Annotated in this window: 21 protein-coding genes and 1 pseudogene; 13 read left to right on the forward strand and 9 right to left on the reverse strand. The window is 49.8% G+C overall.

Annotated elements, in window-relative coordinates; all coding sequences use genetic code 11:
* Positions 1-379: 379 nt before the first annotated feature.
* The 3 genes from P4S53_RS16985 to folE form a co-directional block, all read right to left on the reverse strand.
* Positions 380-1,789: an FAD-dependent oxidoreductase gene (locus P4S53_RS16985; protein WP_337113598.1), complete on the reverse strand. Its 1,410-nt coding sequence runs from the start codon at positions 1,787-1,789 to the stop codon at positions 380-382.
* Between the two features lie 167 nt (positions 1,790-1,956).
* Positions 1,957-3,723 (reverse strand): L,D-transpeptidase family protein, encoded by a 1,767-nt coding sequence (locus tag P4S53_RS16990; protein ID WP_337113599.1) that lies wholly within the window; start codon positions 3,721-3,723, stop codon positions 1,957-1,959.
* 321 nt (positions 3,724-4,044) lie between these two features.
* Positions 4,045-4,698, reverse strand: a complete 654-nt coding sequence (folE, locus tag P4S53_RS16995) for a GTP cyclohydrolase I FolE (RefSeq protein ID WP_046221259.1) — start codon at positions 4,696-4,698, stop codon at positions 4,045-4,047.
* A 180-nt stretch (positions 4,699-4,878) separates the two neighbouring features.
* On the opposite strand from folE, the gene moeA reads away from it, so the two are divergent.
* On the forward strand, positions 4,879-6,114 hold the full coding sequence (gene moeA, locus P4S53_RS17000) for a molybdopterin molybdotransferase MoeA (RefSeq protein WP_337113600.1): 1,236 nt from the start codon (positions 4,879-4,881) through the stop codon (positions 6,112-6,114).
* Positions 6,115-6,138: 24 nt separating this feature from the next.
* A complete protein-coding gene (moeB, locus tag P4S53_RS17005) occupies positions 6,139-6,885 on the forward strand; it encodes a molybdopterin-synthase adenylyltransferase MoeB (RefSeq protein ID WP_337113601.1) in 747 nt (248 codons plus the stop codon).
* 68 nt (positions 6,886-6,953) lie between these two features.
* Here moeB and P4S53_RS17010 read toward each other — a convergent pair whose 3' ends face one another.
* Both P4S53_RS17010 and P4S53_RS17015 read right to left on the reverse strand, forming a co-directional pair.
* Positions 6,954-7,451 (reverse strand): LysR substrate-binding domain-containing protein, encoded by a 498-nt coding sequence (locus P4S53_RS17010; RefSeq protein WP_337113602.1) that lies wholly within the window; start codon positions 7,449-7,451, stop codon positions 6,954-6,956.
* Entirely contained in the window at positions 7,427-7,855 is a 429-nt protein-coding gene (locus tag P4S53_RS17015; protein ID WP_337113603.1) for a LysR family transcriptional regulator, read from the reverse strand. Before P4S53_RS17015 ends, P4S53_RS17010 begins: the two co-directional genes overlap by 25 nt.
* Before the next feature lie 81 nt (positions 7,856-7,936).
* On the opposite strand from P4S53_RS17015, the gene P4S53_RS17020 reads away from it, so the two are divergent.
* On the forward strand, positions 7,937-8,842 hold the full coding sequence (locus tag P4S53_RS17020) for an HARLDQ motif MBL-fold protein (RefSeq protein WP_337113604.1): 906 nt from the start codon (positions 7,937-7,939) through the stop codon (positions 8,840-8,842).
* An 85-nt stretch (positions 8,843-8,927) separates the two neighbouring features.
* Here the strand turns inward: P4S53_RS17020 and P4S53_RS17025 are convergent, their stop codons facing one another.
* The gene (locus P4S53_RS17025) at positions 8,928-10,544 is read right to left on the reverse strand and encodes a peptide ABC transporter substrate-binding protein (protein WP_337113605.1); all 1,617 of its coding nucleotides are present in this window, start codon (positions 10,542-10,544) and stop codon (positions 8,928-8,930) included.
* A 212-nt stretch (positions 10,545-10,756) separates the two neighbouring features.
* The gene (locus P4S53_RS17030; protein WP_337113606.1) at positions 10,757-11,596 is read right to left on the reverse strand and encodes a CvfB family protein; all 840 of its coding nucleotides are present in this window, start codon (positions 11,594-11,596) and stop codon (positions 10,757-10,759) included.
* A 301-nt stretch (positions 11,597-11,897) separates the two neighbouring features.
* Between P4S53_RS17030 and P4S53_RS17035 the strand changes: the two genes are divergently transcribed.
* Both P4S53_RS17035 and P4S53_RS17040 read left to right on the forward strand, forming a co-directional pair.
* Positions 11,898-13,241: a hypothetical protein gene (locus P4S53_RS17035; RefSeq protein WP_337113607.1), complete on the forward strand. Its 1,344-nt coding sequence runs from the start codon at positions 11,898-11,900 to the stop codon at positions 13,239-13,241.
* A gap of 153 nt (positions 13,242-13,394) precedes the next feature.
* The gene (locus tag P4S53_RS17040; RefSeq protein ID WP_337113608.1) at positions 13,395-14,864 is read left to right on the forward strand and encodes a protein adenylyltransferase SelO; all 1,470 of its coding nucleotides are present in this window, start codon (positions 13,395-13,397) and stop codon (positions 14,862-14,864) included.
* 83 nt (positions 14,865-14,947) lie between these two features.
* On the opposite strand, the gene P4S53_RS17045 is transcribed toward P4S53_RS17040, so the two are convergent.
* Positions 14,948-15,871: a putative PEP-binding protein gene (locus tag P4S53_RS17045; RefSeq protein WP_337113609.1), complete on the reverse strand. Its 924-nt coding sequence runs from the start codon at positions 15,869-15,871 to the stop codon at positions 14,948-14,950.
* Between the two features lie 270 nt (positions 15,872-16,141).
* On the opposite strand from P4S53_RS17045, the gene P4S53_RS17050 reads away from it, so the two are divergent.
* The 5 genes and pseudogenes from P4S53_RS17050 (at position 16,142) to P4S53_RS17070 (ending at position 21,479) form a co-directional block, all read left to right on the forward strand.
* Entirely contained in the window at positions 16,142-17,194 is a 1,053-nt protein-coding gene (locus tag P4S53_RS17050; protein WP_337113610.1) for a 3-deoxy-7-phosphoheptulonate synthase, read from the forward strand.
* An 85-nt stretch (positions 17,195-17,279) separates the two neighbouring features.
* Positions 17,280-17,765: a YajQ family cyclic di-GMP-binding protein gene (locus P4S53_RS17055; RefSeq protein ID WP_337113611.1), complete on the forward strand. Its 486-nt coding sequence runs from the start codon at positions 17,280-17,282 to the stop codon at positions 17,763-17,765.
* Positions 17,766-18,036: 271 nt separating this feature from the next.
* The gene (locus P4S53_RS17060; protein ID WP_337113612.1) at positions 18,037-19,659 is read left to right on the forward strand and encodes a glycoside hydrolase family 19 protein; all 1,623 of its coding nucleotides are present in this window, start codon (positions 18,037-18,039) and stop codon (positions 19,657-19,659) included.
* 239 nt (positions 19,660-19,898) lie between these two features.
* A complete protein-coding gene (locus P4S53_RS17065; RefSeq protein WP_337113613.1) occupies positions 19,899-20,516 on the forward strand; it encodes a DNA-J related domain-containing protein in 618 nt (205 codons plus the stop codon).
* 122 nt (positions 20,517-20,638) lie between these two features.
* Positions 20,639-21,479: pseudogene (locus tag P4S53_RS17070) on the forward strand (pirin family protein).
* 63 nt (positions 21,480-21,542) lie between these two features.
* Here the strand turns inward: P4S53_RS17070 and lpxL are convergent.
* Positions 21,543-22,472 (reverse strand): LpxL/LpxP family Kdo(2)-lipid IV(A) lauroyl/palmitoleoyl acyltransferase, encoded by a 930-nt coding sequence (gene lpxL / locus P4S53_RS17075; protein WP_337113614.1) that lies wholly within the window; start codon positions 22,470-22,472, stop codon positions 21,543-21,545.
* A 560-nt stretch (positions 22,473-23,032) separates the two neighbouring features.
* Between lpxL and P4S53_RS17080 the strand changes: the two genes are divergently transcribed.
* The 3 genes from P4S53_RS17080 (at position 23,033) to P4S53_RS17090 (ending at position 26,174) form a co-directional block, all read left to right on the forward strand.
* Positions 23,033-23,326, forward strand: coding sequence for a winged helix-turn-helix domain-containing protein (locus tag P4S53_RS17080; RefSeq protein WP_027252143.1), 294 nt, complete (start codon positions 23,033-23,035; stop codon positions 23,324-23,326).
* 398 nt (positions 23,327-23,724) lie between these two features.
* On the forward strand, positions 23,725-24,339 hold the full coding sequence (locus tag P4S53_RS17085; RefSeq protein ID WP_337114518.1) for a DUF2760 domain-containing protein: 615 nt from the start codon (positions 23,725-23,727) through the stop codon (positions 24,337-24,339).
* Positions 24,339-26,174, forward strand: coding sequence for an Hsp70 family protein (locus tag P4S53_RS17090; protein WP_337113615.1), 1,836 nt, complete (start codon positions 24,339-24,341; stop codon positions 26,172-26,174). The genes P4S53_RS17085 and P4S53_RS17090 overlap by 1 nt, the downstream gene beginning before the upstream one ends.
* The last annotated feature ends 77 nt before the right edge of the window (positions 26,175-26,251 follow it).

Here is a 26,251-nt window from a genome sequence, read left to right on the forward strand (position 1 = left end):
TGCGGCTCAATTTATAAATTACAAACTAAAACACTGCAAATTTTAACAAGATCAGAACAAAATACAAACAACGCAAGTTATTGATTTTTATAACAACAAAAAATCCAACCAAAAATGGAAATTTACTTTTTACTGACATGCAAGATTTATCAACCAATAAATGATTAACACACAGACTTAAGTTCCAAAAAATAAATATAAATCAGATTTTATGTTTGAATTTCAGGGTTATTCATGATTATTACATTTATGCCTGACCGAATGGTCAAAAACCAGTCACGTTCATCCAGTCGGTGTGGAAACAATTTTGCAACAGGGTGAATAAAAAAAGCAGGCGTATTCACCTGCTTCGTGTTTCATTCTGAATGGATGACGCGCGTTAGCCCTTATCCGATTTACCCGCGGATTGAGCCAGTTTTGAGAGCTGTTTATCCAGCCATCCCGGCGTCATGTTCTCATCTTCTGCGCTTTCTTTTCGCCGTATCGCGTTTCTGACCAGCATGGCCCCCAGCCAGCGAATCGGCTCAGGTGGAAATGAGCCTCTGGGTCCTGACGCTAAGCCAGACCGTGTCCAGTCATTGTCTTCTTCAAGCACCAGAGAAGAGAGAATATGGCCTCCGATCCAGCTCTGCACGACCCCATTACCGGAATAGCCCAAACCATACACAACAGAAGGGTTGTCCGCTAAACGACCAAAAAACGGCATGCCTGTGGCAGAGCGGTCGGAGGCACCGGTCCAGGTCGTCGCGACTGGAACAGATTGCAGTGCAGGGAAAAATCGCCGGAAAGCAGCGCCAAGTATGGATTGATAACGGCTTGGCTGATCAAACACGGCGCTCACTTTGTTACCAAAGGAAAAATAGTTGCCGCCTTTGCCGAGCATCAACCGGCCATCCGGCGTTGTACGGTAATAATGAACAAAGGTTCGGCCATCGATCACGGACTTTCCGTCACTTAATCCCAGTGTGCTCAGGCGTTCTGGGGCAGGTTCAGTGATCAACATATCAGACGAGACCAACACCACACTGTGTTTCAATTCAGGGAATAAAGATGGCGTCCAGGCATTTAATGCCAGCACCACTTTACCTGCCTGAATCGTCGCGCCGGGCGTGACGATCCGAACCGGAGTTTTCTGCCGATGGATCGCCGTCATTGGCGTGTGTTCGAAAATGGTCACGCCCATTTTTTCTGCGACACGCTTGAGACCTCTGACAAGCAATCCGGGTTGAACGGTTCCTGCCGCTGATGAAAAATGGCCCTCAAGATGCACCTCGGATCCCGATTCTGATTGCACCTTTTCCTTGGTCCATGGCTGCCAGGCATTGATCGACTGCTTGTCCAACGCTGCCAGAACTGGCGCCATGACCCCTAATTGCGCCTGATTTGAGGCAGTATACAAGGTGCCGTCTAACCGGATCTGCGCCTCAATGCCATGCGCATGACAAAAGGCCGCGATGTCATAGACCGCCGCTTCAGAGGCTTTCACCAATCGAATGGCTTCTGCTTCACCGTAGAGTTTTTTCAAGCTCAGGTACTTGGTTGACCAGGTCAGCATGCAGCCGCCATTGCGACCCGATGCCCCGCTGCCGCAGAGATCTTTTTCAATCACAAGGATATCCAGAGACGGCTGTTTCATTTTCAGCTGGATGGCCGTCCACAGTCCGGTGAACCCGCCACCGACGATGCAGACATCGGTTGTTGTGTCTGTCTCTAATTGCCTGGGTTGAATTTCAGGTTCGCTTTCCAGAGCTTCTTGAAACCAAAATGAGCTGTACTGTGTCGATTGCATTGCATCACCAAGTGGTATAGACCAAAATTGCGTATACTCTACGTAACCTGCCTGCCCAGGCTCAATAGCAAGCAGCGCATTGACACAGAAAATTCATCTAAGGCGGGAAGTTCGTTGTCGGGGAAAACACAAAGATCTCATGTCTTCCCCGCGCTGTGCAGTTGTTGTCAGCGATAGTTCATCATGGCGATATAGTCGTGTTCTTGCGGCACGGTGGAATCATCATCGTAACCATAGATATCATCACGGACTTGCAATTTACCTTGCTCATCAAGCCAGGCGGTGCGGTAAATGAAATCCACTGCCAGTGTTTTTCGCAGATTGATCGTCGCCGGATTGCGCTTTCTTAATAAATTATCATAGGTTGCACTTTGCCCTGCCCGCTGTCTTTCCAGCAGGAAGTAGGCCAGATCATGCGCTTTTTCCACCCTGACGCAGCCCGAGCTGAAATTCCTTTTACTTTTGTTAAACAGACGTTTAGCCGGCGTATCGTGTAAATAAATCGAAAAGTCATTCGGCATCATGAATTTCACCTGCCCAAGTGCATTATCAGGGCCCGGTCTTTGCTGAAATTCGTAAGGAAAATTACGGGCCGATACCGTACTCCAGTCAATCTGTGCGGGGTCAATCGTCTGGACATCACTCCACCCCGACACCATCCGCATGTTATGCCGCGTCAGGTAGTCAGGCGATCGTTTCATGCTGGGTATGACATCTTCTTCCTTGATGGTTTCAGGGACATTCCAGGTTGGATTGACCACCATATGATTGATGGCTGAAGAGAATAAATACGTTGGCCGGCTGCTTCTGCCTACAATGACTTTGGACTGAAATATCACATTTTCATCATCCATAATCCGCAACATGAATTCCGGAATATTCACCTGAAGCACCTCGCTCTGCCCATGCCGTTGCAGAACGCGGTTGCGCTGAATATTCAAGGCCAGAAGCTGGGCAACCTGTTCGTAAGAACGCGCCATATTCTGCGCGGTTTCAGGGCCAATGACGCCATCATCAGTCAGGCCATGGCGCTGCTGAAACTGCCGGATGGCCTGATGAAGTACACCGGTATTGGTGAAGCGGTTTGCTGCTGATTCACCGGTTGCCTGCTCCGTCTTCATGACATTGGCAAAATCCTGATCCGACAAGTCACCATAGGTTTTGAACATACGCGCAAGCTTGTCACCGTTCGGTATCTCAGCGCCAAATTTAATGGCCGGGCGTCCCGACAGATACACACCATGCGGCTGAGCCTGTTCAAGCGTCTGCATTTCGGCAACCAGCGCGTCAAAGTGCTTCTCTGTCGGACGCAGTCGTTGCAGTGAGGTGATGGTCAGTGGCACAGTGATCATCGGGGCTGAAGCAAGATGTTGTGCATCCAGAGTAAAACTGGCCGGGCGATAGAGCGAGCTCGGGTCACTGAGCATCTGGTTAACGGCAGATTGATAGACCATCAGAGTATCCGTCGCCAGCAAATCCAGGCCACGTTGATCATCCTGCTGCGAGAGTTGTTGCAGCTCCTGAACTCGCTGCAATAAGCCCGGCACCCGACGGGTTTCTGCCAGTGCTGTTATCTGCAGCAGTAATTCATCAAGCAGCGCGGAATCACGCCAAAGAGGCATAAAATCATTGCTGGCGTAGAGATGTTGCAACGCGGTTGGAAAACACAGCTGATCTGTCTGGCTCGGACAAAGCTGGCGAGTGCTCAGAATGGAAACCGATTCCAATCCATGCCTGCCGAGTTGAGGGACAGTCAGCGTGGCAGAAACAATCGAACTCTGAGCAGGAACCAGCCTGATCACGCCCTCATCTGCTGCCAGCGAATACGCAGACATCAGCACTGCTGCAGCCAGTCCGGCTGTTCCTTTCACGAAACCAGAGACAGCAACATCCATTGCCTGTCGTGTCACTTTGCCGCTTTTGAAATTGAGCATAGCCTGACATCCCCACCTTACGTTCTTCATTATTCGCACTAAAAGTCAGTCGTGGTGAACTCACTTTTATCCGGCTTTTCTTAGCCTAAGTTTATCCAAGCCGCCTGCCGTAAAGTGTTCAATATTTAATAATCGCTAATATTCAGGTTAGATAAACATTAATGTATCTGTGCAGTAATGATTGACGCTATATTCGCTATTTCTAATATTGATTACGTAATTTTGTCTTGCAGATATGAAATAGTTGCCATAAAAAAAGCCAATACAGACAGTTAGCTGTATTGGCTTTTTTACGACCGCAGACTGGTTAACGAAAAGCGGTTAACGCAGTCCGTGAAGGAACTCTGCCCGGGTCGCAGGTATGCGTTTAAAAATGCCGCCGAGTGCAGTCGTTGTTGTCTCGCTGGTTTGATCCATCACACCGCGAGCTTTCACACAGTAGTGCGTCGCATCAATTCTCACTGCAACATCATCACTTTCCAGCAATGTTTGTAATGCCACTAAGATTTGCTGCGTCATGCGTTCCTGCACTTGCGGGCGCTGAGCAAAGAAACGAACAATACGATTGATCTTCGACAAGCCGATAATTTTTCCGCGCGGAATATAAGCCACCGTCGCTTTACCATCAATCGTTACAAGGTGATGCTCACAGGTGCTTGTCAGAGTGATGTCTTTCACCCGCACCATTTCATCACAGTTCATTTTGTTATCAATGACCGTAATTTTCGGAAAGTTAGCGTAATCCAGACCGGAGAAAATTTCGTCTACATACATCTTCGCGATACGTTTTGGGGTATCCATCAAGCTATCATCCGTGAGATCCAGAGATAATAATCCCAGAATTTCACGCATGTGGAATTCAATACGTTCTTTCTTCTCGGCATTGCCAACCAATTCGGTTGTCATCGGGGTTTCCAGTCCGCGCGTTTCTAACGCCTGACGGACTTTCAATGCTGATTCGCTTAATGTTGTCATTTTCTCCTCCAACTGACTGAGGCTGATGATCGAACAACACTGCCTTGCCAGTAAAACTGAGCCCGAAGGATACCCCCATTTGGCAACAATTACACCTCGTATTTGCTGGGGGAATTAGTTCCGGTGAGTTTTTTTGTCATAATAGTCAGCAATTAAGCATAACGAATGAAGGATTAACAAATGGACTCGTGTGATGCGCCGGGCCTGATGCCGGTAGAAACAGCCATTGAGAAAATGCTGTCAGTGGTAAAACCCATCAGCAAAACCAATAGATTACCTTTGGCAGAAACACTGGGACTGGTACTGGCAGAGGATGTGACCTCCCCGATTAACGTCCCGCCCTTCGCCAATTCCGCCATGGATGGTTACGCCCTTCAGCGTGCTGATTTAGACAAAACAGATACCCTGACTCTGGCCGGCCAGTCGTTTGCCGGTACCCCTTTCAACGGTTCATGCCAATCTGGCCAGTGCATCCGTATTATGACAGGCGCTGAGCTGCCGGCGGGAACAGACACCGTGATCATGCAGGAAGAGACAGAAGTTCTCGGCGATCAAATCCGCTTTCAGGTGAAACCTCAGGCCGGAGATAATGTTCGCCCGATCGGCGATGACATTCAACTCGGCGAGGTGGTCGTTGCCAAAGGCCACAGACTTTCAGCGCGAGAACTCCCGCTGATCGCTTCACTGGGCATTGCCAGCTTACCTGTGTTTGAACGTCCTAAAGTCGCTTTCTTCTCGACCGGTGATGAACTGCGCCCGCTCGGTGAGCCGCTGGCCGCCGGTCAGATTTACGACAGCAACCGTTACGGGATTCGGGCGCTGCTGGATAAATTCGGCTGTGACGTACTGGATCTGGGGATTATTCCTGACGATCCTGCCCAACTGGAAGCGGCATTTGCAAAAGCCACCAGCACCGCAGATGTGTTAATCACCTCAGGTGGCGTCAGTGTCGGGGAAGCAGATTACACAAAAGATATCCTGACCCAGCAAGGCGAAGTTGGTTTTTGGAAAATTGCCATGAAACCCGGTAAGCCATTTGCCTTCGGAAAAGTCAGCGACTGCTGGTTCTGTGGCCTGCCGGGCAATCCGGTTTCAGCCATGCTGACTTTGTATCAGATTGTTCAGCCTGTATTGGCGCAGCTTTCTGGCCAGAGCCAGTATCAGGCGCCTCAGCGCTTACCGGCCATTGCCAGTACCGTGTTTAAAAAGCGCCCTGGACGCACTGACTTCCAGCGCGGTATTTACCAGGTAAACAGCAAAGGACAAATTGAAGTGGCCACCACAGGCAATCAGGGTTCAGGCGCATTCAGTTCCATGCATCAGGCCAACTGCCTGGTCATTCTGGAACAAGAACGCGGTAAAGTGCAGCCGGGTGAAACCGTCACGATTGAACCTTTTAACGCCAGTATGTATTAAATGACGATAGCGCAGGAGCCAGTCATGGAAGAGTTATCTGATCAAGAGATGCTGCGTTACAACCGGCAGATCATTTTACGTCAGTTCGACTTTGAGGGTCAGGAAGCCTTAAAAGCAGCAAGCATCCTGATTCTGGGTGCCGGAGGTTTAGGTTGCGCCGCGAGCCAGTATCTGGCTGCGGCCGGCGCTGGCGTACTGACCCTGATTGATGACGACAAGGTTGAGCTGTCCAATCTGCAACGCCAGGTACTCCATCACGACGCGACTGTAGGCATGCTGAAAGTCGACTCCGCAAAACAGGCACTTGAGCGGCTGAATCCGCACTGTACTGTTCGCGCCATTGGCGAGCGACTGGATGATGCCGCCCTGCTCGATCTGATCAAACAGCACACGCTGGTTGTCGACTGCAGCGATAACCTGCCGACCCGAAACCAGCTGAACCGCCTGTGTTACCAGACAAACACCCCCTTGGTATCCGGCGCGGCAATACGCATGGAAGGCCAGGTCAGTGTCTTCACCTATCAGGACGATCAGCCTTGCTATGCCTGCCTGAGCAGCCTGTTCGGCGAACAAAACCTGACCTGTGTCGAAGCCGGTGTGATGTCACCGCTGGTTGGGATTATCGGTGCGGTGCAGGCGATGGAAGCCATCAAAGTGATTGCGGCGATGGGTAAACCGCTGACAGGCAAAATTCTGCTGCTGGACGCCATGACCATGCACTGGCAGGAAATGAAGCTGATGAAACAGGCGAACTGCCCGGTTTGCGGTTAATACGTCAAACAGCGCAGGTACCATACTCACGAATACTGTGATCAAAGAACATCACAGTATTCGTGTTGTTACACGTAATATTCCTGCAATTTTCGTCGAATCGCATCAATAAAGCGCATTTTCCATGCAACTGTTGACCTTCTGTACTGCATAAACACCCCACCTTCGACCTTGTCTCCTTCCAACGGTAAAATGAATAAACCCTCTTTATCAGCAAGGTTGATAAACCAGGGTTCAGGCACGACAGCCATGAAAGGGGCAGCACGTACTGCTGGCGCCAGTTGTCCATAATCATTACAAATAAACGCCAAATGACGGGACTCACCATCACGCATCATCTGACGATCCAGCTCATTGATTTCCTGTGGCCAAGGGTGACAATAGCAATGCCTGAACTGGCTTAGCTCAGACATACTGAGGCTGTCTCTCTCTTGCAGTTTTTTTCGCAACGGATTGCCGAAGAGTGCCACCAAACGCGTTTTACCAACCAATTCATACTGCAGCGCGCTAATCATTTTCTGATAATCACCGACAGCAAGAACTAAGTCGACTTTATCTTCCAGCAAATCATCCCGCCAAGCCCGACGTTCAAACGGTATGCATTGCACCTGGGCCTGATAATACTCCCCTTATTGGCCAATACCGGGGTGAGTAACGTATTAATTGCCGGTGGAATCACAACACGAAAGGTTCTTTTCTCATTTTCATCTTCGCCAAATAGCTCTTCATTCAATGAAACAAAAAGCGGCACTAGTTTTTCTTTCAGCGTACATGCAAAAGGAGTCGGAATCTGTTGATTTCCTTCACGCCGAAACAGAGGGTCATTCAGTGCTTCTCTTAATCTACCCAGAGCATGACTGACTGCAGATGGCGTAATGGCCAGCCTTCGGGCTGTTTGTCCTGTTGATCCCGTCTGTAAAAGTACGTACAGCACCTTTAATAAATTCAAATCAAGTTGAATCAAATTCATGATGCAATATTCTTATTGAGCTGTATTAAATTCATGTCAACTATACTGCGCGCTCTTAAAACTTCAACACAAAGAGCATTCATGAACCCTTATTCACTCTTGTTTGTATGTATGATGGCCATATCTGCTGATTCTTCCTGTGCTTCGCTTGATCCCACGCAACCTCTGTCAGCGGTTCCTCCGATGTCACTCTTCGATTCATGGGCAAAACCCATAGATCCATTTCAGATCGCTCAAGATGTCTGGTATGTCGGCACAGAGAATTTATCTTCCGTCTTAATCACTTCTCCTGAAGGTCATGTTTTGATTGATGCCGCACTGGAAACCAATGCAGCATTAATCAGAACCAACATTGAATCGCTTGGGTTTAATGTCACTGACATCAAGTATCTTTTGAATAGCCATGCACGACTGGATCAGGCCGGTGGCCTTGCCCGGTTAAAAATGTGGAGCGGAGGTCAATTAGTCGCAAGTCCCGACAATGCGGCACAATTGGCCCGCGGCGGTAAATCTGATTTTGCCCTGGGGGATGCGCTTCCGTTTCCCCCTGTTCATGTGGATAAAATTATTCAGGATAAAGAAAGTTTTTCTCTGGGTGCTATCCAGGTAACAGCCCTATTCACACCGGGACATCTGCCTGGAGCAACGTCATGGAAAATAGAGTTAAGCAATGGACAAGAACTTTTATATGCCGACAGCCTGGCAACCCCTGGATACCATTTAATCAATAATAAAAACTATCCCAATCTTGTCGCTGATTTACGGTACAGCTTTGACCTGCTGGCTTCGCAGAGCCCAGACATTTTCATTGCTAATAAAGGGAACCGTTTCAAATTAACCGACAAACGACGTCGCTACTACTCCGGTGATAAAGAGGCCTTCATTGACAGAGACGGGCTGAAACACTACGTCGACGCATCAAGGAAAAGTTTTGAGCAACAGCTTGCCAACCAGCAAAACGTAAGCACAGATTCCATAAACAAATAACAGAGTTAAAAACAGATAAAAGAATGCCGTTCATTTTCAAGAACGGCATTCTGCCTTTAGCTCTCCAGCAGCGTGCGCAAGCACATCACTTCATGATGTACAAATCACGGGTGTAACGGTTTGCCGAGGCATTGGTTGTCGAATACCCGCCGACTTTGGGCGACTTGATGACGGTCTTGGTATAAAAATACACAGGGATAGCCGGCATATCTTCAGCAAAAATACGTTCCGCTTCCTGATAGAAGTGGTTCCGCTCTTGATCAGATTTCGCCGCTAAGGCGTCTGCCATGGCTTTGTCGTAGGCTTGGTTGGCCCAACGCGAATAATTCATGCCCTTACTTTCAAAGTACGACAGAAAGGTTGATGCTTCGTTGTAGTCCCCTACCCAGGCGTATCGCGCCAGACTAAAGTCTTTCTGAGCCAGCTTCTGCAGGAAGGTTTTCCATTCCTGATTGGCCAGATCCACTTCTACCGGCAGGCTCTGTTTCCACATCGACAGCATCGCCAGCGCCAGTTTTTTGTGCGATTCATTGGTGTTATAGACCAGCTCAAATTTCAGCGGGTTATCTTTCGAATAGCCCGCTTCTTTCAACAATTCCCGCGCTTTTTGGTTACGTTCCTTCTGAGACAGCGAAGCCCAGGCCAATTCCGGCGCATCAAAACCCGCCACGGCAGGCGGTGTCACACCGTAGGCTGGGATCTGCCCCTGCCCCAGAATAAACTGAGTCACCACATCACGATCGATCGCGTAAGCCAGTGCTTTACGGACGCGGACATCATCAAATGGCTTCTTATCTAAGTTGAACAAATAGTAATAGGTCGCCAGCGATGGCATGGTCAGCAGCTCATCAGGACGCTCTTGCTTAATTTGCTTATATTGTTCGAGCGGAAATGTTGCTGTGATGTCAATTTCACCGGTACGGTAGCGGTTGTATTCTGCGGTCTGGTTTTCAATCGCCAGATAGGCAGCTTTGTTAATCACCGTCTTCGCATCGTTCCAGTATGCCGGGTTACGTACCAGATCAATGCGCTCGTTCACCACCCAGTTGGTCAGCGTGTATGCGCCTGAACTGACGATATGATCCGGATTGGTCCAGTTGTCGCCATACTTTTCAACCGCTTTGCGGTAGACAGGAAACGTTGATGGATGTGAGAGCATTTTGACAAAATAAGGCGTTGGCTGAGTCAGCGTGAATTGCACAGTGCTGTCATCCAGCGCCTTGACACCCAAAGTGTCTTTGTCTTTTTTGCCATCGGTGATATCAACAGCATTCAATATATTCGCGGTGCCCAAATACCAGGAATAAGGCGCTGCAGAGGCCGGATCGGCATTGCGCTTAAAGCTGTATTCCACATCGTGTGCCGTTAATGGCTCACCGTTCGACCACTTCAGGCCGTCACGAAGATGGAAGATCACGGTTTTACCATCGGCTGAGATATCCCAGTGCGTCGCCAGGGCAGGAATAATATTGCCTTCCTTATCTTCTGACACTAAACCATCGAATAAATCGCTGATTACTTTGCTGCTTGAGTCATCTGTGGTCATGGTGGGATCTAAGGTTGGCACCTCACCGCCCAGACTCCAGACAATTTCCTGTTTCTCTGCCAGCGTCACGCCCGCAGGCACATCGGCCGCATAAGCCGCGCCAGACATCAGCAGGGAAATACCTGCTGCCAACGCTTTCACTTTCATTCCTTGCATGTCTCTTCCTTGTCAATTGTAGTGTGTTGTCAGGGTTGAATAAGCCTTGGATGGAACCTGACTGTTCTTTACTCACAATCAATGACGATAAATGGTCCAAAACGGTAACCATTCAGGAATATAAACATACGCTCATATTGAGCAAGAGAGAATAACAGCGGTCACAAAAAAGCCGGTGAGTTTCACCGGCTTAAGTCAGAGTTGCAGCACTTTCAATTATCGTTGAGACGAATACCATCATTTTCGATGATGATCAGGCCTTTCTTGTATAAGCTGCCAATGGTTTTCTTGAAGGTTGCCTTACTGGTTCTGAACGCTTTGAAGATATCATCGGGTGCCGATTTATCGCTCAAAGGCAGAAAGCCGCCCTGCCGCTCCAGCGTGGCCAGAATTTTATCCGCCAGATCGTCCACTTTCGCTTTGCCAGCTTTTTGTAATGACAAATTGATCTTGCCATCCGGACGGATCTCTTTGATATAGGCCTTCAGTTTCTTACCGACAAACAGCTTGCCAAAGGCTTCTGTTTTAAAGAAAAGTCCCCAGTGCAAATCTTCGATCACCGCTTTATAACCCAGCTCAGTGGTTTCTGCGATCAAGACTTTCACTTCATCACCAACCTGATAAGGGGCCGGTGTTTTGTCCAGAAAGCGGTTCAGTTTGGTCGAACCAACGATGCGCCCGGATGCTTTATCGGTATAGATGCGCACCAGAATATTCTGGCCGACTTCCAGCCGGCGTCGCTGCTCACTGAAGGGGACCAGCAGATCTTTATCCAGCCCCCAGTCGACAAAGGCACCCACACCGGAAATGCCGACTATCTTCAGCAGCGCAAAATCGCCGACTTGCGCCAGCGGTTGTTTCGTCGTCGCGATAATGTCATCTTCAGAATCAAAATAGACGAACACCTCCAGCTGATCCCCCAGAGATGTGCCTTCAGGCACAGACGATTTCGGCAGCAAAATATTGCCAAAATCCTCACCACCATCCAGAAACACGCCAAAATCTACAATTTTTACGACTTCCAACGTGTTGTACTGACCAATTTTAATCATAAATATGTCACTCTCAGGGTAAACTATTCCAGCGGTTATCCGCCTCAATCTCCGGTCAACAGGGTTTCTGACACGAAACTAACGTTGTACAGGAGAAAGCACGCTATTTTGAAACGCGCATTATACGTGATGTTGATTCAGGCTGCCTGACCAAAATAGGCGTATCTGACCAAAATTTCAGCTGTCGAGCCATAACTCGTTGTCTGGTAGTGCTATTTCACATGAGTTTACACTAAAATTCTAACAGCAACTGAATCCAGCCGAACCACACTACAGAACCTTCAGAGAGGAACAAAATTAAGTGATCACCGTTGAAAAGAAAGATGGCCATAACCTGAAAATGTCGCATGTCATTCATGAGGCAAAAAACCGTCAGCTTGATGTATTTCTTTTCATTCCCGGTGAACTTGGCCTGAACGCCAATATCATGTCTGAAGACGAGTTCTATCATAATGTGATTCACGGTAAGCGAACTTACTTCAGTGATGTACATCACCTGCCACTGGTCCACAGCCGGCTCGCCAGTCGAGGCAATTTGCCATCCGGCCAGTACCGCTTGAGCCTGAGTTTGTTTGCTTACCAGTTTGCGGTCGCGCTGGAAGAAACCGTCCACCAGCTGCTTGATGAAAAAGTTGAACGGACAACCGAGGAGCTGGAAGAAGTCGCCAGTGTCTCGGCGGGTATCCTCAAGCGTTTGCGCCGGAATGTGCCGAGTGATGAAGAACTGCTCAAGTATTACCAGAACATAGATAACTATTTATCCTGGTTTACGGAACAGCGCTTCCTGTCGTTAGTCGCTCACCTGCCAAGAGCGGAAAACTACAGCGAAATTAAAACACTGTATCTGGATTTCTGTCAGTCCGAATCTGATCATCGTTTATCCAATCACTATAACTCTGAGCGTGCAACCGCTGATCCAACCCGTATGTCGAACAAAATGCGACTGCTGCGGCGCTTGATCGAATACCCGGTCACGATGAAAGAGAGCACGACCGTGTTGGGCAATACCACCAAAAAAGTCGTGACCGGATTTGCAGCTGGTTTTGTGATGATCTTTGTCACCATCATGTTGATTGAAGCCCGCGGGGTGCTGGGCGACATTACCGCGTCGTTTATTCTGGTGCTGTCGGTCATTTATGCCGCCCGCGAGGTGTTCAAAGACGATCTTAAGCATGCACTGTGGCGCTGGGTTCGAAAAGGCAAGCCCAAGTGGCGTAAACAATTTTTTGACAGCGACAGCAATAAACTGATTGGACGCCAGCTGGAATGGCTGGAGTACATGCGGTACGACACCCTGGATGACGACATCAAGAAAGCGCGCAAGCACAAGGTGTCGGCGAAAGAAGAAGCCATTTTGCATTACAAAAGTACCACCAGAATGTCGACGACCAAGTTTCTGACCGGGTATGAGCAAACCAAAGAATCAATTCTTTTTGATCTGCGGTTTCTGTCCACACTGATGGAGAAAGGCTCGCAGAAAATTTATGTCATGCGAGACGGCCAGGTGGCGAGAGAATCAGTTGAAAAACGGCATCTGATTAACCTGATCACCCGAGAGAGTGACGAAGATCAGGAACCTAAAATCCAGCGCTGGAAGATCATCATGAACCGTTCAAAGATCGTCGATATTGAAGCGATTGATTGATTTTCTCCGCTAACTGACACAATTGTTGGCCTCTTCTATGCTTATGTGATGAGGAGGCCCGCTTTCCGATGTCATTAACCCTACATTTTATGCCTTGTTTACAGGCCGTAACTTGATACGCTACCCCTCACTTTCATCTGCCTGGCGGCTATTATGCGCAAACTGACCGAATTGATTTTCAATAATACTTACAGTGAATTACCCAGTGTGTTCGGGACGCGGGTGATCCCTCAGCCTTTGGATAATCCTTACCTGGTCAGTGTCAATCCTGCCGTCTGTGACATGCTGGAACTGGATCCTGCCGAAGCGCAGACCCCTTTCTTTGCCGAACTGTTTACCGGCAACGAAGCACTGAACGGACTTGACCCACTGGCCATGAAATACACAGGCCATCAGTTCGGTCAGTACAATCCGGATTTAGGCGATGGACGCGGCCTGCTGATGGGGGAAGTGATCACCTCAAAAGGCAAAAAATGGGACATCCACCTCAAAGGCTCCGGGCAGACGCCTTATTCCCGCATGGGGGATGGCCGTGCGGTATTACGCTCCAGCATTCGTGAATATCTGGCCAGTGCGGCCATGAAAGGTCTGGGGATCCGAACCACGCATGCCCTGGCCGTATTAGCCAGCGACACCCCCGTTTACCGGGAAAAAGTGGAGCCTGGCGCCACACTGATCCGGGTCGCCGAAAGCCACCTGCGTTTCGGCCACTTTGAATACCTGTTCTATACCCAGCAGCACGCGGAGCTGAAGCTGCTGGCGGATTACCTGATCAGGCATCATTTTTCCGATCTGCTTTCCCATGCCACACCGTATGCTGCCATGTTCCAGCGTATCGTCGATCTGACCGCCACCTTAATTGCCGACTGGCAAGCCGTAGGGTTTGCTCATGGTGTGATGAATACCGACAACATGTCCGTGCTCGGACTGACCTTCGACTACGGCCCTTACGGATTCCTGGACGACTATCAGCCGGGTTATATCTGTAACCATTCAGACTATTCAGGCCGCTACGCGTTCAACCAGCAACCGTCTATCGCGCTCTGGAATCTGTCTGCGCTTGGCTACGCCTTCACCCCATTACTCGACAAAGAAGAGATTGATACCGCATTACACAGCTATCAGTCTCGCCTTCAACAGGAATACAGTATCCGGATGCGCAATAAGCTGGGGATCGTGGAACGCCATGAAGAAGACAGCGCCCTGTTCAGCGAGATGTTTGAGCTGCTCGCCAATCAGGCGATAGATTACACCCTGTTCTTCAGAACACTGACGGGCATACCAGCCGATAAACTGACGGACAGCAGTCACCTGTTTTCGGATCTGGTGAACGATCCTGTTCCGCTGCAAGCCTGGCTGAACACTTACGCAAAACGCCTGGCACGCGAGCAAAGCAATGATGCCGAACGACTCGCGCTCATGCGGCTGCATAATCCCAAATACATATTGCGGAACTATTTAGCCCAGCAAGCCATTGAGCAGGCGGAAAGGGGCGACTATGCCATGGTTGAAAACCTGCTGGACGTTCTGGCCAGCCCTTATGATGAACATCCTGGCTGTGAGCATCTGGCAGTGAAACCACCGCAATGGGGAAAAGCGCTGGAAATCAGTTGCTCGTCTTAGTAAGCACGCTTTTCCGACACAATTCCGACACGTTAGAAAAGAGCGGCAAGAAAAAAGAGCCTGAATACTCAGGCTCTTCGTAGTTATTGTGGGCTGCAGATAAGACTCGACACCGCGTGCTCCGATAGCCAGCGCTGAAGCTTTGGCTGAACCGTTGCAGAGCATGACAGAAACTCACAGGGCTTATTCACTTCCCTGCTCTTTTTCAGCGTCCGCTCCGCCAGAGATAACACAGCGTCACTATAAGGTTCGTCATAATCCAGCGTGTCATTTGCCGGATCGACCGCCAGCGTCAGTTGTGCCAGATGATCCAAATCGATCACCACGCCATCAAAGTAGTGCAGAAATTTATCTGCCATCACAGCATTGGCTGGTAAATCACACATCAGATGCACCTGCAAACCTGACTTTCCGCGAAACAAACCTTGCTCTGCCAGCAAATCATGCACGGATGCCGCATCGCTGTATGTCCGGACAAAAGGAATCACGATGGCGATTGGCAGATCACCGGTCACATGGCGCAGCTGCTTAATAATTTTACACTGCAGTGCAAACACTCTGGCCCACTGCGGGTGCAGGTAGCGCGCCACACCACGCAGCCCCATCACAGGGTTTTCTTCTTTTGGCACTAGATGACTGCCAATCTGCGAACTTTCGCTGGCAATTTCCGCTCCGCTGAGCCTCAGCTTCAGTACCGGTTTGGTCTGTCCTGCCGCAATCCGTTTCTGAGCAAATTCAGACAAATCACTGACCAGACTGTCAATCAGAAATTGTTCTGTATCTTTGCCGCCTGTTATCGCTGACAACGCGGCTTTCTCAATGTCATTCAGCGCATCCGGCTGACACACAGCGCTGAGATGAATCCCGGTTTCTGCCAGTAACGCATCTAACCCTATCAAGGCTGTATTGCTGACTTCATCTGTTGACCTTGATACCAATTGCGAGCGCGTTAATGCGATTGCTTTACCCGCGACAACATGGGTCGCCCACTCCTCTGCGGACATCATAGCCATCTCCCTTACACTGCTGTTTATTCTCTGTTATTCAACCAAAGTAGCTCAGCATCCGAGTTACTCTGAAAGGCAAGCACAATTTTTATGCTTGCAGGAAACATAACAATTCACTTTTATCCGGCGCAACCATTATTCTGGTTTTCTTCAGATCCCAGTAAAATCAGGGCATAAAGGTGATGGATATTAATCGTTTGGTTTATTCCTGCAGCCTTTTAGGCTATCTTTATTCGTCATCAATGTTATACCTGAAAAGCAGGCGCCCAAATGCCCCAAAAAACCGATGAACTTCGTACCGTCAGTCTAGGACGTATGCCCTCCCCAGACGAGGTGGAAGCCGCCCACCCGATGACAGATCCCATTGCTGAACACATTGCTCATTCCCGCCGTGAGATCGAAAACATTCTGACAGGCAAAGATAACCGCCTCCTGGTCATCGTGGGTCCCTGTTCAGTTCATGATACGGAAGCAGCTCTGGACTATGCACGTCGCCTGCTGACACTGAAGAAAAAATATCAGGAAAAACTGTGCATTGTCATGCGCACCTATTTCGAAAAACCGCGCACGGTTGTTGGCTGGAAAGGCCTGGTCTCCGATCCCCATCTGGATGGTAGTCTGGATTTAGTCGCCGGCTTGTACAAAGCCAGAAAACTGCTGCTCGATATTAATCAGTTGGGTATGCCAACAGCGACAGAATTCCTTGATATGATCACAGGTCAGTACATTGCGGATTTAATCAGCTGGGGAGCGATTGGCGCACGGACCACTGAATCTCAGATACACCGTGAAATGGCCTCTGCGCTTTCCTGCCCGGTAGGATTTAAGAACGGCACCGATGGGAATGTAAAAATTGCAATCGATGCAATTCGTGCCACCCGTGCACCGCACGTTTTTTGCTCCCCGGCAAAAAATGGTGAGATGACGATTTACAAAACGGCTGGCAATCCGCATGGCCACATTATTTTGCGTGGCGGAAAAATGCCCAATTATCACGCAGAAGATATTCAGGCAGCCTGTGATGCGCTGGAAGAATTTGCGCTGCCAACTAAGCTGGTTGTCGATTTCAGCCATGGAAACTGTCAGAAGCAGCATAAACGCCAGCTTGATGTGGCAGCCGACATCTGCAAACAGCTGACAGATGGCAGCCGTTACATTGCGGGCATCATGGCGGAAAGCTTTATTGTCGAAGGGAATCAGTCACTGGAAAGCGGCCAGGAAAAAGGCCTGACCTATGGGCAATCCATCACTGACCCTTGCATCAGCTGGGAAGATACTGAAGAGATGCTTGCCATGCTCGCTGCTGCAGTCCAAAACCCATAAACCAGGCCATAAAGCCACGAGTTACAATAATCTGGCGTTTTATGATATAAAAGCGCCCATTAACAATGATGAGCAGGAATACACCATGCCTTCTTTTGATATTATTTCTGAAGTCGATACCGTTGAGCTGAAAAATGCGGTGGATAACAGTAACCGCGAGCTGGACACCCGCTTCGATTTCCGCAATGTGGAAGCCACTTTCAGCCTGAATAAAGAAATCGTGAAAATGTCTGCTGAAGCTGAGTTTCAGCTGCTGCAAATGCGCGATATCCTCCGTGGAAACTTAGCCAAACGCGGCGTTGATGCCCGCGCAATGGAAACCAAAGATATGGTTCATATTGGGAAAACCTATTCACAGGAAGCCATGTTTAAGCAAGGGATTGATACTCCTGTGGCTAAGCAAATCGTCAAAATGCTGAAAGATTCCAAGATCAAAGTGCAAGCCTCCATTCAAGGCGACAAAGTCCGGGTCACCGGTAAAAAACGCGATGATCTGCAAGCGGCAATGGCGCTGGTACGAAGCTCAGAAGAACTGGATAAGCCTTTCCAGTTTGAAAACTTCCGCGACTGATTCACCCATTCTCTATTGATTTCAGGAAGGCGATCAAAGCCTTCCTGATCATCATCAGTGCCAACATCAACACTTTTTGCACAACTCCAATTAAGTTGTAGTGCGTTATCACAACTTCTCAGCAAGCCTCTGACTCCTACACTAATTCCTATTGCTTGCTATCACAGTTTGTCATTTCACCTCACGACAAAACCGCCATAAGCGATACCTTAATTTGCAGTACATTTTTTCGGCCAACTGGCCGGATTTTACTGCACTTAAGGAACCAACAATGAATCACAGACACTTACTGCAAAGGACGCTGAAAACAGTCCTGTTCAGCAGTGCTTTACTCTCTGCCAGTGTGATGGCCACGGCGAATTACAACCCCGATGGCGTCTACAGCGCTGGTGAACAAGTCCTCTATCAGGGAACCACCTATCAGGCACTGCGCACCACAGAAAACGAGGCCCCCGATACGTATCTGGGCGATGCCTGGCAACCGGTCAGTACGCTGAGCGCGGCCTCAGCAACCACGACAACTTATCCGGCATACCAAAGCAGTGCTGTGTATGTCGGTGACGACCATGTTTCTTACAACAGTCAGATATATAAAGCGAAATGGTGGACACAAGGAGAAGCACCAGACGCCACACCCGGCACAGGCGTTTGGGAATGGGTCAGTGCAGACAATAACCCGGACCCTGGCCCCGGCCCTGATCCGGATCCCACGCCTGAACCGACACCGGCCAACGGGATCATTGGGCAGAACCCGGACGGCAGCTATATCATGAGCAAAGCCTATCTGGATGCCCGTGAAGCCGAGCTGACCAGCTCACCTGAATTCACAGAAGTACTGGCTTCCATCAGCACACGCGACAACGCCATTGTAGAGGCCGTTGTGCCTGGCTTGTCCACCAACCCGGATAACGTCAAACGGGTTGAAGCCTTAATCAGTGAGCAAAAATGGGATACGCTGTTCCCGGAGCGCAACGCCGCCTATACCTACAATAACTTCCTGAAAGCCGTCGCGAAATTCAAAGGTTTTTGTGCCACCTATACCGATGAGCGCGCCGCACAATCAGATGCTATTTGTGCCAAATCTCTGGCCGTCATGTTTGCGCATTTCACTCAGGAAACCGGCGCCCATAATCCTCACTCGCCTTTCGAAGAATGGCGGCAGGGCCTGTACTTTGTACGCGAAGCCGGTTGTTCTGAAGAGGCCTCTTCCTGTGGCTACAACAGTGAATGTGCCGCCAGTAACTGGCAGACTGAACAGTGGCCCTGCGGCACCAACCCCGACGGCAGTTTTGTGAAGTATTTCGGCCGTGGTGCCAAACAACTGTCTTACCACTACAACTACGGACCATTTTCTGATTTTATCTTTAACGATGTGAACGTACTGCTGCAGGATCCGGATCGTGTTGCAGACAGCTGGCTGAACCTGGCGTCTGCCGTGTTCTTCTTTGTGTATCCGCAGCCACCGAAACCTTCCATGCTGCATGTCATTGACGGGACATGGCAGCCAACAGCGACCGATATTGCTGAGAAGCGCGTGCCCGGTTTTGGTGTCACCACGATGATCATCAATGGCGGTATTGAGTGTACGCTTGAAACCGAGAAGCCCCAGTCAGTCAACCGTATTCAATACTACCGTGGCCACGCTGCCGCTCTGGGTGTTGCCATTCCCGCAGATGAACAGCTGGGCTGTGCGGGTATGAAAGCGTTCAAGAAAACAGGCGAAAGCACCTTTGGCCTGTACTGGGAAAATGACTGGAGCTATTACCCGGATAACCCGGGTGGCAGCAGCTTTGCCTGCCGGATTGAATCGGGTTATCAAACCGCGCATACCACGCTGAAAAAAGGCGATTATGCCAAGTGTATCCAGAAATATTACGGCGTCACGATTGAGTAACACCACTCACTCCAGCAACATCAGATAAGCATTCCGGGATAATGAACAGCGTCATGCACTTATCCCGGATTTTTTCATGCAATCGCTTGAAAATGCGCAAGCTGTGACACCGATTCCCCTATCCGCTATCTATCCCTTGATTTCTTTTTGTCTCACACCCGAGTTTGTTAGAGTGCCACTGCCTGTCGTCGCAGACGATGATCAGGCGACACTTTTTTCACAACTGACGGAAACACTGAATGACCCTGCCAGAGCGTCCATCTGACGAACAACCTGAAAATCCGCTTATCTGGCCCATTCTCGGCCTGCTGGAAAAACAACCCGATGGATGGATGGTGCACACGCTGGCAGAGTCGTTGAAGCAGCAAGGATTACTGAACACCTTAGATGAGATCGCAGAACAGGATCTTTTCAAACGAAATTTTCTGCTGATGAATGCGTTATACCAGTTGCAGCAAATGCTGTTGCCCGGCCAGTGGCTGCAGGCGCAGGCAATGGACATCAAACTGATGCAAAATCAGGGTGATCAGCAAGTCGACGAGCAAGATCCGCTCAGGGAGTATTATCTGGACTGGCAAAATTATCAGTCTGATACCCACACCATCCGCGATCTGCTGTCGACCTTCTGGCAAAAGTATCAGCAGCACATTGGCAACCTGAGTGTTACGACAAATGCCTCTTGGCAACAGGATCTGGCCGTACTTGAACTTCCCGCTGACGCCAGCCCGGCACAAATACGCAAACAATGGCGAAGGTTGGCACTGCGCTGGCATCCAGACCGTCCAGAGGGCAATACAGACAAGTTCCGGCAAGCCTGTGAAGCCTGGCAGCGCATTCAAAGCCGCCTCCACAACTAACCCCAAGCGCCAACTCATTCAAATTTTTCTAATAAGCTGTTCGTCAGCCTGAACTGTTCTGTTGCCTCTGCCCGGCGTACACTTTTTCAAAATACGCCGGAAGCTGATATTCGGAGGCAATCATGGCAATCAGACAAATTCAACAAATCCTGCGCTCTCACCCATCTTCTGATGGTGATGGTGTCAAAATTCAACGCGTGCATGGTTTCGACAATGCGGCATTTTCGCCTTTTCTGATGGTTGATGAACTCAAGTCTGATCAGGCCGCTGACTATATTGGCGGGTTTCCCCCCATCCGCACCGAGGCATTGAAACACTGACTTATATGTTACGTGGCCACTTCCAGCATCAGGACCACATGGGCAACAAAGGTGAGCTGAAAGACGGTGGCGCGCAGTGGATGTCAGCGGGTAAAGGGGTGATTCACAGTGAGATGCCCATTATGTCCGACGGGCAATTACATGGTTTTCAAATCTGGATAAACCTGCCTGCCAGCAAAAAATGCTGCCCGCTCAGTACCATGACTTCCAGTCTGACGTGATTACTGAGAAACAGCTCAGTGAGCAGAATCTGATTCGCGTGATTGCCGGCGATCTCACCATTGACGGCGACACGCTGACCGGTCCGCTGCAAGAAACGGGTGTCCCCACCACGATTGCAGACTGGCGTGCCGCCGCCGGTGAGCAATTGAACAGCTGCCTGAACCCGGATTTCCAGGCTATGCTGTATGTTTACCAGGGTGCAGTCAGTATTGAGGGACGACACGCCAAAGCTGGTGAACTGGTGATGTTAACCGCCGGGGAAGGCCTGGCAATCACGGCGACAGAAGAGACCGGGCTGCTCTTGCTTTCGGGTACCCCGATTCATGAGCCAGTGGCACATTACGGCCCGTTTGTCATGAATACCATGGAAGAGATCGAGCAAGCGATTCGTGACTATCAGACCGGCCAGTTGACCGACTGACGGATATCCACTCGCTCTAAAAAAACAGCCCGCAAAGCGGGCTGTTTTTTTATCTGTTGCCAATCAGTATAAACTGGCCTCGCCTTCGGGACGGGTCTTAAACCGCCGGTGCAGCCACATATACTGCTCGGGTGCCTGCATGATCATCGGTTCAACCGCGTGTTTGTTAATGTACGCTGCCGCCGCATCCGGATCATGATGCGGGAAGTCTTCCAACGGTTTAAACACTCTGAGCGTATACATACCGTCATCGGTGTCTCGGACCAGGGCAATGGGCACAATGGCACAATCTGTAGCATCAACCAGCAAACTGGTGCCGACCGTCGTACACGCCTTCTCAACGGCAAACAGGGGCGCAAAGGTTGAACGGCGACGACCATAATCATGATCAGGGGCATACCAGACCCGCTCCCCTTCACGCAAGGCACGGAACATCCCTTTAACATCTTTGCGATCCAGCATATAACGGTTAGAACGCACCCGCCCTTTAAACTGGAAATAGTCAAAACAAGGGTTATTATTCGGACGGTAGACGCCAACCCCCGGAGCCCGGAGACCAAAGGCACGCGCTCCGACTTCCAGGTTCATGGAATGAACGGCCACCAGCAGTACACCTTTTCCTTGCTTATCCAGCTCATCCAGATACTCAACACCTTCGAACCGAATGTGTCGTTTGACCCGCCATTCAGGCCAGAACCAGGCCATACCGGTTTCAAACAAAGCCAGGCCGGCATTGTCGATATTTTTCTGAATCAGCGCATCGCGCTCATCCTTTGGCATGTCTGGAAAGCAGAGTTCCAGATTACGCTCAATGGTATAACGGCGCTTTTTGAGCAGTTTGATGGCCAGCCTGCCAACCCCTTTGCCCATCAGAAACTGAATGCGGTAAGGAAGTAAACTGATGAGTTTCATCGTGCCGATCATCAACAAGGTCGGCCAGTATCGGGGGTGAAGAAGTTCGGCCTTAAATTCCGGTGCCGTCAATTTGCTCATAACAGAGACGATTTTCCTTATTGTTTGAAGCGAAGCCTGCACTGTCATCGTCGTGGGCAGACAGGAAAAGAACAATGTATTGTATACCAGCATGGCAAGCTTGCAAGAACCAGAACACCTGGTCTGTTCTCCTGGCTGATCTCCCTGCAGTACGAAACAAAGAAAAGCCACCCGAAGGTGGCCAGTTGAAAATTATAGTTTTAGTCTGTTGTTATTATTATTCTGAATCCCTGCACAGTATCAGCGCTTCCCCTAAGCCCTGAAGCAGTGATATCAGATACTCCCTCTTCTTCACATCACTACACTAACATTCACGCAATACGCACTTTGTTTCTGGTGTATCTGGTTTCATTTTTAACTGCACTATTCGGGCCAACTTTTTCAAGGTATTCATTTCAGTGAGTTACAGTGATGCACATCTGGGGACTTCCGCCCCTGTAAAACTCTCCGACAGTCATAAGTCCTGTCAGGCCGCCTTAAAACGCCGTTCATCCGGGCTGAAATTGGTGATACTCTGGCAACGTCAGTCAAGATGCTTAAACGGAGTTAACACGGTCGCTATGTCCATCAGTAAAACCAAATCCAGCTTTTATCGTCGCTTGTACGTCGCCCACCTGATCGACCAAGGCATCGCGACAGTGCCCGCTTTGCTTGAGTATACGGGTATGCCGCGGCGCACAGCACAAGACACCATTAAAAGCCTCTCCGACCTTGATATTGTGTGTGAATTTAAACAGGCAGAGGGAGAACGTCACCGAAGCGGACGGTATGAAATTCAGGAATGGGGCGCCATCAACAAACAATGGATTGCCGACAATCTCACAGACATAAAAGCAGTGCTAGATTATCCCTGACAGAGTCTCTGCCGGACAAATTATCGCAGCCTGCAACTCAAATTGCGTTGCATTTTGCCTGTTTGATTTTCAGACACCCCGGTAAAGTTGACGTGATTTCCACACAGGTTCAAAAAATAGGCTAAACAGTAATAAAGGGCGGTAAACTCCAGCCTCATTCAGTGCTTTTGAGCCTTACCACTGCCGCTCTTATCATAAGAGTATGTAACCTGTGACAGAAAAATGTCATATTGACTTGGTTGCAAAGTAACCTAAGAGACAGTTTCTCGAGAAACTAGCGCTAAAAATGGCGTGTTTACTGGCTCTATTAGCAATATGTTGTGTTAATATTCGGGCCAAAATTTTTCAGCTTGTCACGGACAAAAGAGAAGATAAATATGGCTTTAGACTTTTCAAAAATGACGGTGGATTTATCCGCAATGCCAACCACGATTGATATGGCACATGGCGTACTGGCCGCTCTGGTTGTTATTCTTTTACTGCTATACGTGACAAAGAAAGGCAAACCAGTAGAAGTTGAAAAAGTCGTCGAGAAAGAAGTCCAGGTTGAAAAAATTGTCGAAGTCGAAAAACCGGTCGAAAAGATTGTTGAAGTAGAGAAAATTGTTGAGGTGGAATCTAAGCTCAAAACCGCAACGCCTGACGCTGCCCTTCAGCTCTTGTCTCTGCTGCAAAAAGAAGCACGTTTCATCGACTTTATGCAAGAAGACCTGAAAGGCTTTGCTGATGCCGAAATTGGCGCAGCTGCCCGGGTGATTCACGAAGGCGGTAAAAAAGTACTGGATGAATATTTCCGGTTCGCGCCAGTACGCAGTGAAGAAGAAGAAACCCGCATCACCTTACCAGAAGGCTTTAATGCTTCTGAAGTCCGCCTGACAGGCAATGTGGTAGGTAAAGCACCTTTCACTGGCACTCTCATTCACCGCGGCTGGAAAGTTACAGAAATTCATTTACCTAAAATGTCAGACGGACACGACCCGCGTATCCTGTCGGCTGCTGAGGTTGAGCTATAATGCAAGCACATCAAGAACATAAATACAGTGTGGGTATCGACCTTGGGACGACCCACTGCGTTCTGTCTTATGTTGATTTACAACAGGACGATGCACCGGTCACAGTGATGCCAATTGCGCAGCTGACCACCCCGGGCAATGTAGAAGAAAAATCGCAACTGCCTTCTTTCATGTATCAGGCACATGAATCCGAACTGGCACCCGGGGATACTGCCCTGCCATGGGATGCCCAGCCGAATGCGATTGTGGGTGCGATGGCACGCCATTTAGGCAGCAAAACCCCGATTCGTTTAATCACCAGTGCCAAGAGCTGGTTGTGCCATGGTGGTATTAACCGTCGGGATGCGTTTCTGCCGCTGAATGCGCCAGACGAAGTGACGAAAGTTTCTCCACTGGAAGCAACCCGCGCTTATTTATCCCACCTGGCCAAAGCCTGGGATCATACACATCCTGATGCGTCACTGTTCGATCAGGATGTCACCATAACCGTCCCCGCCTCTTTCGACCCGGCGGCGCGTGACTTAACTGCAGAAGCGGCGCGTGAAGTAGGCTTCAAGCACCTGACACTCCTGGAAGAGCCTCAGGCAGCGGTATACAGCTGGATCAAAAACAACGATGACACCTGGCGTGATCAGGTCAGCGTGGGCGATGTCGTTCTGGTTGTCGATATCGGTGGGGGTACCACCGACCTTTCTCTGGTCGCCGTGACAGAAGAAGATGGCAACCTGACACTCAACCGCGTTGCTGTCGGTGATCATATTTTGCTGGGCGGCGATAACATGGACCTGGCGCTGGCTTACCGCCTGAAAGCCAAACTGGCTCAGGAAGGCAAGCCGTTACAGCCCTGGCAGATCCAAGCCATTACCCACGCTTGCCGTGATGCGAAAGAAGCGCTGCTGACAGACAATACGCTGCATGCGGTTCCCATTGTGGTACCAAGCCGGGGTTCAAAGCTGCTGGGCGGCACACTGCAAACAGAACTGACACAAGAAGAAGTACAACAAACCTTGGTGGAAGGTTTCTTCCCGCAAACTGGTATTGAAGAGCATCCGGTTGAAATGCAGCGCGGTGCCCTGACACAAATGGGACTGCCTTACGCACAAGATGCCGCGATCACGCGCCATATTGCCGGTTTTCTGAGCCGTCAATCCTCCGCAGTAGATGAGCTTTTTGATAGCTTTGAGCAAATTCACGACGGCTTCATTCGCCCGACTGCGATTTTGTTCAACGGCGGCGTGCTGAAATCTGAGCTGCTTTCTCAACGCCTGACTTCCACCATTAATCAATGGCTGACTCAGGCCGGCAGTCCGAAAGCCAAGCGCCTGCAAGGGTTGGATCTGGATCTGGCAGTTGCCCATGGGGCTTCCTATTACGGATCAGTGCGTCAGGGCAAAGGTGTTCGCATACGCGGTGGTATTGCCAGCAGCTACTATGTTGGCATTGAGAGTGCCATGCCAGCCATTCCGGGGATGGCGCCACCTGTAGAAGCACTTTGCGTGGCGCCTTTTGGTATGGAAGAAGGCAGTCATGCAGAAGTGTCAGACAGAGAATTCGGCTTGATCATTGGTCAGCCCGTGACCTTCCGTTTCTTCGGTTCAACCGTTCGCCGGGAAGATGAGCCGGGTGTCCTGCTTGACTGGTGGCAACCGGAAGAGCTGGAGGAACTGCCAGCGATTCAAGTGACCCTGCCGGTCTCCGATGGCCGTACTGCGGGGCAAATTGTTCCCGTTTCACTGGCTGCACGGGTGACAGAGCTGGGCACCTTATGCCTGGAAGCCATTCCAACCGATGGCGGACAGAAATGGCAAGTAGAGTTTGACGTTCGGGAAAGTTGAGACTTTCTCAGATGAAATTTCGACGGCGCATTCATTGCGCCGTTATTTTACCCGGCTTACCCAGTCTCAGTCACATG

The organism is Photobacterium sp. Hal280 (assembly GCF_037162255.1).
Lineage (GTDB): Bacteria > Pseudomonadota > Gammaproteobacteria > Enterobacterales > Vibrionaceae > Photobacterium.